We start from the raw sequence: 12,632 nt of genomic DNA on the forward strand, positions 1-12,632 counted from the left end.
CTCGTTACTTGAGAGTCAGATGTGACGGGAGAGCTGTACGACGCCGCCGCACGGGGCCAGAATGTGAGCACTGCTCAACTTTCCAGCTCCACTCCCTCTCGCTCATGACGGAGGATGCACGTGGCACGCGAAAGACAGCTCTCCCGGCGCTCCCTGCTCGGCGGTGCGGCCGCCGGGGCCGTCGGTCTGACCGCCACCGCCGCCGGTACGGCGTCCGCGGCGACCACCCGTACCGTCGACGTGGCCGTCGTCGGCGGCGGGCTCGCGGGGCTCACCGCGGCCCGTGACCTGGTGGCGGGCGGCCGGTCCGTGGTCGTCCTGGAGGCCCGCGACCGGGTCGGCGGGCGGCTGGTGAACCTGAAGCTGGCGAACGGCGGCTTCACCGAGGGCGGCGGCGAGTTCATCGGCCCCACCCAGGACCGCATCAAGGCCCTCGCCGACTCCCTCGGCGTGGCGACCTTCGCCACCTACAACACCGGGAACAACCTCCTCTACAAGGACGGCAAGCGGACCCCGTACGACACGAGCGGGCTGCTCGGTTCCGTCCCGCCGGTGGACGCGGCCGGGCTCGCCAACGCCGCGATCGTGCAGTCAGAGCTCGACAGCATGGCCAAGCAGATACCGGTCGACGCGCCGTGGACCGCGGCCAAGGCCGCCGAGTGGGACAAGCAGACCTTCGAGAGCTGGCTGAACGCCCACGCCGTCATCCCCTCGGCCAAGTTCCTGCTCGACGTGGCCTGTACGTCGGTGTTCTCGGCGCAGCCGCGCGAGCTCTCCCTGCTCTACGTGCTGTACTACATCGCCGCCGCCGGCAACGCCTCCACCGCCGGCACCCTGGAGCGGCTGACCGACACCGCGAACGGCGCCCAGGACTCCCGCTTCGTGGGCGGCTCCCAGCAGGTGCCGATCAAGCTGGCGGCGACGCTCGGGGACCGGGTGGTGCTGGGCGCGCCGGTGCGCTCCATCGCGCGGTCGGGCGGCTCGTACCTGGTCACCGCGGACGGAATCACCGTGACGGCGAGCCGGGTGGTCGTCGCGGTGCCGCCGCCGCTGGCCGCGCGCATCTCGTACGACCCGCTGCTGCCCGCCGAGCGCGACCAGCTGTGCCAGCGGATGCCGATGGGGTCGATCGGGAAGGCGATCGCCGTCTACGACACCCCGTTCTGGCGGGCCGACGGGCTGAACGGGCAGGCGGTGAGCGACTCCGGGGTCGTGCGGTCGACGTTCGACAACTCGCCGCCCGACGCTTCGTACGGCGCGCTGATGGGCTTCATCGAGGCCGACGAGATGCGGGCGTACGACGCGGCGAGCGTGGACGACGTCAGGGCCGCCGTGCTGAAGGACTACGCGAACTACTTCGGGGACAAGGCCAAGTCCCCGACCTCCTTCGTCCTGCAGCGGTGGGACAACGAGGGGTTCTCGCGGGGCGGGCCGGTCGCCTACGCCCCGCCCGGGGTGCTGACCGAGTACGGCGCCGCGCTGCGCAAGCCGGTGGGCGGCATCCACTGGGCTGGGACCGAGACCTCCACGTACTGGAACGGGTACATGGACGGAGCGGTGCGCTCGGGCGAGCGGGCGGCCAAGGAGGTGCTGGAGGCGCTGTAGGGCGGGTACTCGGGCCCGGGGCTGGTCAGGGCGCCGTCGCGGCTGCCGGTGTGGATCGGGGCGAGCCGCTCGCGCCGCGGGAGCGGCCGCCGGCCACCGGGCGCAGGCGCACGGCGGCGTCCAGGCCGGCGCCCGGCGCCGGGCCGAGGGTGATCTCGCCGCCGGAGGCGTTCACCAGATGGCGGACGATGGGCAGACCGAGGCCGGTGCCGTCGTGGTGGGAGTCGGAGGCGCGCCAGAAGCGGTCGAAGGCGCGGGCGCGGTCGGCCTCGGACATGCCGGGGCCCTGGTCGACGACGTGGAGTTCGGCCCCGGCCGCGGTGCCTGGCGACCGGTGCAGGGTGATGGTGGTGCCGGGCGGGGAGACCCGCAGGGCGTTGGCGACCAAGTTGTCGATGACCTGCTCCAGCGCCCCCGGGAGCGCCCACACCCGGCCGGCGGGGCGGCCGGTGACGGCGAGGACCACGAACTGTTCGGCGGCCAGCGACTCCCACATGGCGACGCGGTCGGCGATGACGCTGTCCAGGTCGACCGGTTCCGGGGTGGTGGCGGAGTTCTCCAGGCGGGCCAGGGCGAGCAGGCCCTGCACCATACGGCTGAGGCGTTCGACCTCGCCGACGGATTCCTCCAGGCTGCCGTGGGCGCGAGGATCGAGGTAGGGCTCGAAGTTCTCCAGGCGCATGCGCAGTGCGGTCAGCGGGGTCTTCAGCTGGTGGGAGGCTTCGGAGGCGAACGCCTGCTGGGCCTTGAGGAGTTGTTGCAGCCGGGTCGCCGTGTGGGTGAAGGAGGCGGCGAGGCTGCGGAGTTCGGGCGGGCCGGTGGTGGCGTCCGGCGGGTCGGTGAGCCGGCCGTCGGCCAGCTGGGCGGTGGCGGCCTCCAGCGTGCGCAGGGGGCGGGTGATCCAGCGGGCGAGGGTGAAGGCGACGAGGGCCACGGCGGCCAGGACGCAGGCTCCGGCCAGGGCGAGGGCGCCCCAGATGCGGTGCACGCGGGCGTTGACCTCGGCCATGGGGTAGGTCAGGCGCAGGGTGCCCCGGACGGTGGTGCCGGAGGTGCCCGGCATGGTGGCCGACAGCAGGTCGTCTCCGGTGGCCACGGTCGGCCGGCCGCGCAGGGCACGGGAGATGTCCGGCTGGGCGGCGACGCTGACGCCCGTACGGCCCGACGGGTCGGAGTCGGCCAGCACGATGCCCCGCTTGTCGGTGACGACGACGTGTCCGCCGGTGCGGGTGGCGTAGTCACCGACGACATCGGGCAGGGCGTCGAGGTTGCCCTTCTCGATGTTCTCCTCGGTGACCTCGGCGAGCATCGAGGCGTCGCGTTCGACGCTCTGGGAGGCGCGGGAGACCTCTCCTCGGGCGTAGATCCAGCCGAGTGGTATCTCAAGGCCGGCCAGCACGAGGATCGCCAGGCCGAGATAGCTGAGCAGCAGACGCCGGGTCATCCGGCCGCCCCGGGTTCCGCGTCGTGGCCGGGAACGGTGAGACGGAAGCCGACACCGCGGGCCGTGGTGATCCAGGCCGGGTCGCCGAGCTTGCGGCGCAGCGCGGCGACGTGGGCGTCGAGGGTCTTGGTGGGGCCGAAGAAGTGCGGGTCCCACACCGAGTCCATGATCTGCTGTCGCGAGTGGACCGTGCCGGGGTCGTCGGCGAGGTAGGCGAGCAGGTCGAACTCACGGGGGGTGAGGAGCACTTCGGCTCCGTCGAGGCGGACCTGGCGGGTGCGGCGGTTGATCTCCAGCGAGCCGAGCAGCTGCGGTCCTGGGGGCTCGGGCGCCGCCGGATGCGCCGGCGCGGGGAAGGGCAGCGCGCCGGTGGTGCGCCGGGTGACCGCGCGGATACGGGCCACAAGCTCCCGTACGCCGAAGGGTTTGGCGAGGTAGTCGTCGGCACCCAGCTCCAGGCCGACGATGCGGTCGGCCTCCTCTCCCCTCGCGGTGATCATGATGATCGGGACGGCGGAGCGGGCGCGCAGGCTGCGGCAGACGTCGAGGCCGTCCATGTCGGGCAGGCCGAGGTCGAGCAGGACCAGGTCCGGTGATCCGTCGGTGCCGGCGAGTCCGTCGGCGCCGGTACGGACGTGGTCCACGGTGAAGCCGTACCGCCCGAGCCCTTCGGTGAGCGGGCCGGCGATTCGGTCGTCGTCTTCGATGAGCAGGAGCCGCATGGCGCAAGGCTCGCACAGCTGTGCCACGAGAGTTGGGCTGTTCATGGGAAGCCGCCTGGGACCTGGGTGTCGTGGGGACGGTGGGCCGGCGCGGGTGCCGCCCGGCCGGTCGACACGGGGCCGAGCGGCCGGGCGGCGGGGCGGTGGAGCGGGGCGGTGACGACGCCGACCGTGGGGAGTCAGTCGTCGGCGTGGTCACCGTCCTCGCGTCCCCGCTCCTCCTCCCCGTGGTGGTCGTCACCGCGGTCATCGGTGACGGGCGGCAGAGCGGTCTGCGTCGGCGGGGTGGCCGTGTTCGCGGTGCCGCCGGGCGGTTCGGCGGGGAGCGTCGCGTCCGGCGGGAGGGACGGCGAGCCGGGTGACCTGGGCGCGGAGACCTGGGCGGTGCCGCCGGGGTTCGGGTTGGAGGTGACCGTGTCGCTGACCGTGGACAGCGCGAGGCCGAAGCCACCGAGGAGGACGAGCGTGGCGACGGCCGTCAGGGCCGACCGGTGCCGTACGGCTGTCTGCCGCCACCCGTTCTCGTCCGGCGCCCGGCTCCGCCTGCTCCCGCTCGCCTCCGACTCGGCAACCGTGGTTTCGGCAGTGCCGGTCACGCCGTCGTCGGAGGACCAGGATTGGGAGGGGGAGGGGGAGGGCGAGGGGTAGTCGAACGCATCCTCCTCGAAGCGGTTCCCATACGCGCTCGGCATCTGTTTCTCCCTTCCGGCCGGTCGCCCGTGCGTCTCAGCCGTTGTTCTCCGTCTCCTCCGTGCCTTCCTCCTTGGTGCCGGTCACCTTGAAGGACTTGTCCAGGTACACCTCGACCGAGGTGCCGTCCGCCTTCTTCACCTCCACCGCGTACATGCCGGGCTTCTCCGCGTCCTCCTCGGACTTGATCACGGTGCCCGGGAAGGCGGCGACGGCCGCCGCCTCGGCCTTCTGCTTGATGTCGCCGGTCAGCGGCGGTTCCTTCTTGTCGTCGGTGTCACCGGCGGCCTCGCCCGCCGCGTCGGCACCGCCCGTGCCCTGGGCGGCCTGCTGGGTGTCGGACTTCGAGCTGCCGGAATCGGAGCCGGAGTCGGAACCGCCGCCGCAGGCGGCGAGGGCGAACATCAGCACGGCGGCGGGAGCGGCGAGGAGGGCACGGCGGGGCAGGGCACGCATGGACTGTCTCCAGATTTCGGGGATGCGGTGATCCAGGAGCCGGATCACCGGGGGACGACAACGACCCTAGGAAGACGCTGTCGAGAGCCGGCCCAGCAGACGGAGAGCGCAAGCCCAGCAGTTGTCCAAGGTTTCGCCACCGATGCCAGGACGCCCACGGTCCCCGGCGGCAGCGCGCAGGCCGGGAACCGGCTCGTCGTACCGTTCGTCAACCTTTGCATGCAGGACAGTTCCTGACGCTACGTCAGTTCAGTAATCTGACACTACGTCAGTTAATTGTGCTGTCACACAGGAGCGGGCGGACCGATGCTTGGATCAACCCACGGCACCCTCACCACCGACTCCCGCCGGGCCCGGGTCATCGCCTGCGGTGAGCTGCGTCCCGGGCCCGCAGTCCACGGCCGGGCCGCCGACGTGGACGACCTCGATGTGAGCGGACGGCCGCTGTATGCGGACGTACCGGATCTGGACCGGTTCTTCCGGCCCGAGTCCGTCGCCGTGATCGGTGCCTCCGACACCGAGGGACGGCCCAACACCGGGATCACCCGGCAGCTACTGGCCTGGGCCGAGCGGGTCGGGGCGCGGGTGCACCCGGTGCATCCCACCCGGCCGTCGGTCTTCGGCATCCCCTGCGTCGCCTCCGTCGCCGACCTGCCCGAGCAGGTCGACCTCGGCGTGCTGCTGGTCGCCGATCCGCTGCCGGTGGTCGAGGAACTCGCCGAGGCCAAGGTGAAGTTCGCCGTCGCCTTCGCCTCCGGGTTCGCGGAGACGGGCGAGGAGGGGGCCAAGGCCCAGGAACGGCTCGCGGCAGCCGTCCGGCGCTCGGGGCTCCGGCTGCTCGGGCCGAACACCAACCTCAACGCCTTCGAGCGGTTCCGGGATGGCCTGGAGGGACCGGCGATCGCCCTGATCACCCAGTCCGGGCACCAGGGCCGCCCCGTCTTCGCCCTCCAGGAGCTGGGCATCCGGCTCTCCCACTGGGCCCCGACCGGCAACGAGGCCGATCTGGAGACCGCCGACTTCATCTCCTACTTCGCCGAGCGGCCCGAGGTCGGGGCCATCGCCTGTTACGTGGAGGGCCTCAAGGACGGCCGCGCCTTCCTGCTCGCCGCCGACCGCGCCGCCCGCCGCAAGGTGCCCGTCGTCGCCGTCAAGGTGGGGCGCACGGAGGCCGGGGCCCGTACCGCCGCCTCGCACACCGGCAAGCTCACCGGGGCCGACGACGTAGTGGACGCGGCCATGCGGCAGTTCGGGGTCGTCCGGGTCGACGGGCTCGACGAACTCCAGGACACCGCCGCCCTGCTGGCCCGCGCGCGGGCGCCGCTCGCCGACGGGGTCGTCGTCTACTCCATCTCGGGCGGCACCGGCGCCCACGTCGCCGACCTCGCCGCCGGGGCCGGGCTCAGGCTGCCGGTGTTGTCCGAGGCGCGGCAGGCCGAGCTGCACCAGTGGATACCCGAGTACCTGAGCGTGGCCAACCCGGTGGACAACGGCGGCCATCCGGTCGGGGACTCGCGCGGCCGGAAGATCATCGACTCGATCCTCGACGACCCGGAGGTGGGCGTGCTGATCTGCCCGATCACCGGGCCCTTCCCGCCGCTCAGCGACCGGCTCGTGCGGGACCTGGTCGACGCGGCCGAGGCGAGCGAGAAGCTGGTGTGCGTGGTGTGGGGATCGCCGGTCGGCACCGAACCGGCCTACCGCGAGGTCCTGCTCGGCTCCTCCCGCGTGGCCACCTTCCGCACCGTCGGCAACTGCCTCACCGCCGTCCGCGCCTACCTCGACCACCACCGCTTCGTCCGCTCCTACCGCTCCCCCTTCGACGAGGCACCCCGCACCCCCTCCCCCTCCTTCAAGAAGGCACGGGCGCTGATGCAGCCGGGCCAGCAGCTGAGCGAGCACGCGGCGAAACAGCTGCTGCGCGCGTACGGCATCCGGGTGCCGCGCGAGCAGCTGGTGACCAGCGCGGCGGCCGCCGTACGCGCGGCCGGACAGGTCGGCTACCCCGTGGTCATGAAGGCGTCCGGCGCGCAGATCGCCCACAAGACCGAGCTGGGCCTGGTGAAGATCGGCCTGACCTCCGCCAGCCAGGTCCGGGACGCCTACCGCGAGCTGACCGACATCGCCCGCTACGAGGGCGTCTCGCTGGACGGCGTCCTGGTGTGCCAGATGGTCGAGCGGGGCGTGGAGATGGTCGTCGGCGTCACGCACGACGAGCTGTTCGGGCCGACCGTGGCGGTCGGTCTCGGCGGGGTGCTGGTGGAGGTGCTGCGGGACGCGGCCGTACGCGTGCCGCCGTTCGGCGAGGAGCAGGCCCGGGACATGATCGCGGAACTGCGCGGGCGGGCGCTGCTGGACGGGGTGCGGGGGCGGCCGCCCGCCGATGTCGAAGGGCTCGTCGAGGTCGTGCTGCGGGTGCAGCGCATGGCCCTTGAGCTCGGGGGCGAACTCGCCGAGCTCGACATCAATCCGCTGATGGTGCTGCCCCGTGGGCAGGGCGCGGTGGCGCTGGACGCGCTGGCGGTGTGCCGGTGACGGCCGAGGTGGAGCGGGCGACCGGCGAGGGGGTCTCACGCATCGCGCTCAACCGCCCCGAGGCGCTCAACGCCCTCACCCCGGACATGCGGGAGGGCGTCATCCAGCTGCTGTCGGAGGCGTCCGCCGACCCGGACGTACGGGCCGTCGTCCTGACGGGGACGGGGCGCGGGTTCTGCGCGGGGGCGGATCTGCGGGGCGGGACCGGCGGCGGTGAGCGGAGGGCCGGTGACGTCGCGCGCACGCTGCGCCTCGGGGCCCAGCGGCTGATCGCGGCCGTACTGGACTGCGAGAAGCCGGTTATCGCCGCCGTCAACGGTACGGCGGCCGGCCTCGGCGCGCATCTGGCACTCGCCTGCGATCTCGTCCTGGCCGCGGAATCCGCCCGGTTCATCGAGGTGTTCGTACGGCGCGGACTCGTACCGGACGCCGGCGGCGCCTACCTCCTGCCCCGGCTGATCGGCCCGCAGCGCGCCAAGGAGCTGATGTTCTTCGGCGACGCGCTGACCGCGCCGGATGCGGAGCGGCTGGGCCTCGTCAACCGGGTGGTGCCGGACGGGGAGCTGGACAAGACGGCCCGGGAGTGGGCGGCCCGGCTGGCCACCGGGCCCACCCGGGCGCTCGCCCTGACCAAGCAGCTGGTGAACGCCTCCCTCGACACCGACCGCGCCTCGGCCTTCGCCGCGGAGGCGGCCGCGCAGGAGATCAACATGACGACGGAGGACGCCCGCGACGGGCTCAGGGCCTTCGTGGAACGCAGAAGCCCGGAGTTCCGAGGGCGATGAGCATGCCGCCGCACCCCTTCCAATCTGACGTACCGTCAGCTTCAATGGGCGGTGTGATGGGACACGCAGGGATGGCGGCCGCCGCCGTCCGCTACCTCAGGTCGGTCGACGCCCCGCCCCCGGGGCCCGTCGAGGCGCTGCCGCGCCCGGAGCTGCGGTGCGTCGGGGAGGACGAGCGGGCGCCGGTCGACCAGGGCGAGTTCCGGCGCGTGCTGGGGCACTTCGCGACCGGAGTGACCGTGATCACGGCCCCTGCCGCCGACGGCGAGGACGGCCCCGCGGGCTTCGCCTGCCAGTCCTTCTCCTCCCTCTCCCTCGACCCGCCGCTCGTCGCCTTCATGGTGGGCCGTACGTCGACGACCTGGCCGCGGATCGCCCGCGCGGGCGTCTTCTGCGTGAACGTCCTGGGCGCCCACCAGGGCGAGTTGTGCCGGGGCTTCGCGGTGCGGGGCGCGGACAAGTTCGCGGGCGTCGAATACGGCGCGGCCCCCGTCTCCGGCTCCCCCCGCCTGGCCGGCACGCTCGCCTGGATCGACTGCACCGTCCACGCCGTGCACACCGGCGGCGACCATCTGATCGTCGTGGGCCGGGTGGACGCGCTGGGCACGGCCGACGAGGACGCGGCTCCCCTGCTGTTCCACAAGGGGCGCTTCCGCTAGGCCGCGACCGCCACGGGAACCGCCGCTCGCTGCCGGATCACCAGCGCCATCAGGGCAGCCGCCGCGCACAGTGCGCCGGAGGCGTACCAGACCATGTCGTACGACCCGAAGACGTCCCGTGCCACACCGCCGAGGAAGGCGACGAGGGCCGCGCCGACCTGGTGGGAGGCGAGCACCCAGCCGAAGACGATCGCGCTGTCCTCGCCGTAGTGCTCCCGGCACAGGGCCAGGGTGGGCGGGACGGTGGCGACCCAGTCGAGGCCGTAGAAGACGATGAAGAAGATCATCGGCGGGTGGACCGACGGGGCGAGCAGCATGGGCAGGAAGAGCAGGGAGATCCCGCGCAGCGCGTAGTACACGGCGAGCAGACGGCGCGGTTCGAAGCGGTCGGTGAACCAGCCGGAGGCGATCGTGCCGGCCACGTCGAACACCCCGATGACCGCGAGCAGCGAGGCCGCCGCCGTGACCGGCATGCCGTGGTCGTGGGCCGCGGGCACGAAGTGCGTCTGGATCAGGCCGTTGGTGGAGGCCCCGCAGATCGCGAAGGTGCCGGCCAGCAGCCAGAAGGGGCCGGTGCGGACCGCGGAGAGAAGGACCGTGACGGTGCGGCGGGCGGCGCCGGTGACGGGTTCCGGCTTCGGTACGAACTCCTCGGCGCCGTACGGCTTCTGGCCCACGTCGGCCGGGTGGTCGCGCAGCAGCAGCCAGACGAACGGGACGACCGCGAGGGCGGTCAGGGAGACCGTGACGGCGGCCGGGCGCCAGTCGTACGTCTCGACCATCCAGGACAGCAGCGGCAGGAAGATCAGCTGACCGGAGGCCGAGGCCGCGGTGAGGATGCCGCTCACCAGGCCGCGGCGCGTGGTGAACCAGCGGTTGGTGACCGTCGCGGCGAACGCGAGCGCCATCGAGCCGGAGCCCAGACCGACCAGCAGACCCCAGCACAGCATCAGCTGCCAGGCCGTCGTCATCCACACCGTCAGGCCCGAGCCGACCGCGATCACGGTCAGCGCGACGGCGACCACCCGGCGGATGCCGAAGCGGTCCATCAGCGCGGCGGCGAAGGGCGCGGTGAGCCCGTACAGCGCGAGGTTGACGGAGACCGCGGCGCCGATCGTGCCGCGCGACCAGCCGAACTCCTGGTGCAGCGGGTCGATGAGCAGACCGGGCAGGGAGCGGAAGGCGGCAGCGCCGGTGATCGTGACGAAGGTGACGGCGGCGACGAACCACGCCCGGTGGATGCGGGGCGATCGGCTGGACTTCGGTTCCTGTGCGGCTGCGATGGCCTCGGTTGTCTGGGGCACGCCATAAAGGGTCCGTTCTGAGCGCCCCGCCATCGAGTGGCCCGAGGGACAGCATTCATTAGGATCGGGCCACGTGGGTCGGAAATCGCCAGTCAGGTCGGAAATCGCCTGTCAGAAGGTGAGCACCCCCCGCGCCACCCTCCCCGCCTCCGCGTCCGCCCGTGCCTTCTCGAAGTCCTCGACCGGGTACGTCTCCGTCACCAGCTCGTCCAGCAGCAGCCGCCCCTGCCGGTACAGCTCGGCGTACAGGGCGATGTCGCGCTGGGGGCGGGAGGAGCCGTAGCGGCAGCCCAGGATGGACTTGTCCAGATACATGGAGGAGACCAGGAAGGAGGCCTCCGCGGAGGCCGGCGGGACGCCCAGCAGGACCGCCTGACCGTGCCGGTCGAGGAGATCGACGGCCTGGCGGATCAGCTCGGTCCGGCCCACGCACTCGAAGGCGTGGTCGGCGCCGGTGGGCAGGATGTCCCGCACGCCCTGCGTCGAAGTCAGGAAGTCCGTGGCACCGAACTGCCGGGCCACCGGTTCCTTCGCCGGGTTGGCGTCCACCGCCACGATCCGCGCCGCGCCCGCGATCCGCGCGCCCTGGATGACGTTCAGGCCGATCCCGCCGGTCCCGATGACCAGGACGGTGTCCCCGAGACCCACCCGGGCCCGGTTGAGCACGGCCCCCACACCGGTCAGCACACCGCAGCCCATCAGCGCGGCGGACGGCATCGGGATGTCCTCGGGGATGCGCACCGCCTGCACGGCCTTCACGACCGTACGTTCCGCGAAGGCGGAGTTGGAGGCGAACTGGTGGACCGGCTGCCCGCCCCTGCGGAAGGGCCTGCCCGGGCGGCCGATCGCCTTGCGGCACATGGTCGGGCGCCCCCGGTCGCAGTCCGCGCACGTACCGCAGTTCGCGAGGGTGGAAAGCGCCACGTGGTCCCCCGGCGACACATGACGGACACCCTCGCCGACCGCCTCCACCACCCCGGCGCCCTCGTGCCCCAGCACCACGGGAACGGGGAAGGGTATGGTCCCGTCCACCACGGACAGGTCGCTGTGGCAGAGCCCGGCCGCCGAGATGGAGACCAGCACCTCACCGGGCCCGGGATCCCGCACCTCCAGGTCGTCGGCGACCTGGACCTGCCCGCCGTCGAACATCACACCGCGCATCACACGACCCCCTTGGGTTCTCTCGGCAGTCCGAGCACGCGCTCGGCGATGATCGTGCGCTGTACCTGGTCCGAGCCGCCGTAGATGGTGTCGGCCCGGGAGAACAGGAACAGGTGCTGCGCCGCGTCGAGTTCGTACGGCGCCGAGGGCGACCAGTCCACGGGTCCCACGCCCGCCGCCGCGCCGCGCACCCGCACCGCCAGCTCCCCGAGCCGCTGGTGCCAGCCCGCCCACAGCAGCTTGGCCACGCTGGGCGCGCCGGGGTCGCCCGAACCGCCCAGGGTGCGCAGGGCGTTCCAGCGCATGGCGCGCAGCTCGGCCCACTGGCGCACGAGCCGGTCGCGGACGACCGGGTCGGCGGCGGCGCCGGTCTCGACGGCCGTGCGCAGGACACGCTCCAGTTCCTGGGCGAACCCGATCTGCTGGGCGAGGGTGGACACGCCCCGCTCGAAGCCGAGCAGGCTCATGGCGACCTGCCAGCCCTCGCCTTCCCCTCCCACGACGTGTTCCACGTGCGCGCGTGCGCCGTCGAAGAAGACCTCGTTGAAGTCGCTGGTGCCGGTCATCTGGCGGATCGGCCGCACCTCGATACGGCCCGGCTGGTCCATCGGCACCAGCAGGAAGCTCAGCCCGTGGTGCCGGCGCGAGTCCGGGTCGGTGCGCGCCAGCACGAAGCACCAGTCGGCCTCATGGGCGAGCGAGGTCCAGATCTTCTGACCGCTGATCCGGTAGTACGGATCCTGCGGTTCGCGTACGGCGGTGGTGCGCACCCCGGCCAGGTCCGAACCGGCACCGGGTTCGCTGTAGCCCTGACACCACAGTTCCGCACCGGCGGCGATCGGCGGCAGGAACCGGGACTTCTGGGCGTCGCTGCCGTGCGCGACGAGCGTGGGCGCGAGCAGGTTCTCCCCGATGTGCCCGGACCGCGGCGGCGCGGCGGACCGCGCGTACTCCTCGGCCCAGACGACCTGCTGGGTGAGACCGACGGTCCGATTGCCGTAGCCGTCCTCCGACCAGCCGAGCCCGATCCAGCCGGCCCTGCCGAGGGCGCGTTCCCAGCTGCGGCGGTCCGCTGCGGAGTCCGCGTGCTCCGACAGCCACGCCCTGGCCTCCGTGCGGAACGCCTCGTCCTCGGAAGTGAACTCAAAGTCCACGAACCTCTCCTCTCAGCACCGTTCGCACGAACCAACCCAGGGGCGCGGGGCTGTATCGATATGCGGCTCCGCCGCGTGGGCGCGAACGGCCACAACGAACCCGCAGCCGCCAACCCA

General features: G+C 72.6%; 11 protein-coding genes. 4 read left to right on the forward strand and 7 right to left on the reverse strand.

Annotated elements, in window-relative coordinates; genetic code table 11:
- Positions 1-114 precede the first annotated feature (114 nt).
- Positions 115-1,605, forward strand: coding sequence for an FAD-dependent oxidoreductase (locus tag AB0I54_RS24620; protein ID WP_363298294.1), 1,491 nt, complete (start codon positions 115-117; stop codon positions 1,603-1,605).
- A 25-nt stretch (positions 1,606-1,630) separates the two neighbouring features.
- Here the strand turns inward: AB0I54_RS24620 and AB0I54_RS24625 are convergent, their stop codons facing one another.
- The 4 genes from AB0I54_RS24625 to AB0I54_RS24640 form a co-directional block, all read right to left on the reverse strand.
- Entirely contained in the window at positions 1,631-3,049 is a 1,419-nt protein-coding gene (locus AB0I54_RS24625; RefSeq protein ID WP_363298295.1) for a HAMP domain-containing sensor histidine kinase, read from the reverse strand.
- Complete coding sequence (locus tag AB0I54_RS24630) at positions 3,046-3,771, reverse strand: response regulator transcription factor (RefSeq protein WP_363298296.1); 726 nt, start codon at positions 3,769-3,771, stop codon at positions 3,046-3,048. Before AB0I54_RS24630 ends, AB0I54_RS24625 begins: the two co-directional genes overlap by 4 nt.
- A 179-nt stretch (positions 3,772-3,950) precedes the next feature.
- On the reverse strand, positions 3,951-4,463 hold the full coding sequence (locus AB0I54_RS24635; RefSeq protein ID WP_363298297.1) for a hypothetical protein: 513 nt from the start codon (positions 4,461-4,463) through the stop codon (positions 3,951-3,953).
- Between the two features lie 34 nt (positions 4,464-4,497).
- Positions 4,498-4,917 carry a peptidase gene (locus AB0I54_RS24640; protein ID WP_363298298.1) on the reverse strand — a complete coding sequence of 140 codons (420 nt, stop codon included), beginning with the start codon at positions 4,915-4,917 and terminating at the stop codon, positions 4,498-4,500.
- Between the two features lie 306 nt (positions 4,918-5,223).
- Here AB0I54_RS24640 and AB0I54_RS24645 point away from each other — a divergent pair, with 306 nt between their 5' ends.
- The 3 genes from AB0I54_RS24645 to AB0I54_RS24655 are packed head-to-tail and all read left to right on the forward strand — an operon-like array spanning position 5,224 to position 8,896.
- Positions 5,224-7,452, forward strand: coding sequence for an acetate--CoA ligase family protein (locus AB0I54_RS24645; protein ID WP_363298299.1), 2,229 nt, complete (start codon positions 5,224-5,226; stop codon positions 7,450-7,452).
- Entirely contained in the window at positions 7,443-8,237 is a 795-nt protein-coding gene (locus AB0I54_RS24650; protein WP_363298300.1) for an enoyl-CoA hydratase-related protein, read from the forward strand. Before AB0I54_RS24645 ends, AB0I54_RS24650 begins: the two co-directional genes overlap by 10 nt.
- Before the next feature lie 56 nt (positions 8,238-8,293).
- Complete coding sequence (locus AB0I54_RS24655; protein ID WP_363298301.1) at positions 8,294-8,896, forward strand: flavin reductase family protein; 603 nt, start codon at positions 8,294-8,296, stop codon at positions 8,894-8,896.
- On the opposite strand, the gene AB0I54_RS24660 is transcribed toward AB0I54_RS24655, so the two are convergent.
- The 3 genes from AB0I54_RS24660 to AB0I54_RS24670 form a co-directional block, all read right to left on the reverse strand.
- Entirely contained in the window at positions 8,893-10,200 is a 1,308-nt protein-coding gene (locus tag AB0I54_RS24660; protein WP_363298302.1) for an MFS transporter, read from the reverse strand. The genes AB0I54_RS24655 and AB0I54_RS24660 overlap by 4 nt on opposite strands.
- Before the next feature lie 111 nt (positions 10,201-10,311).
- Positions 10,312-11,361, reverse strand: coding sequence for a Zn-dependent alcohol dehydrogenase (locus tag AB0I54_RS24665; RefSeq protein ID WP_363298303.1), 1,050 nt, complete (start codon positions 11,359-11,361; stop codon positions 10,312-10,314).
- The gene (locus AB0I54_RS24670) at positions 11,361-12,515 is read right to left on the reverse strand and encodes an acyl-CoA dehydrogenase family protein (RefSeq protein ID WP_363298304.1); all 1,155 of its coding nucleotides are present in this window, start codon (positions 12,513-12,515) and stop codon (positions 11,361-11,363) included. The genes AB0I54_RS24665 and AB0I54_RS24670 overlap by 1 nt, the downstream gene beginning before the upstream one ends.
- Positions 12,516-12,632 lie beyond the last annotated feature (117 nt).

Origin of the sequence: Streptomyces sp. NPDC050625, assembly GCF_040654755.1 — a bacterium.
In the GTDB taxonomy this organism is placed as follows: domain Bacteria; phylum Actinomycetota; class Actinomycetes; order Streptomycetales; family Streptomycetaceae; genus Streptomyces.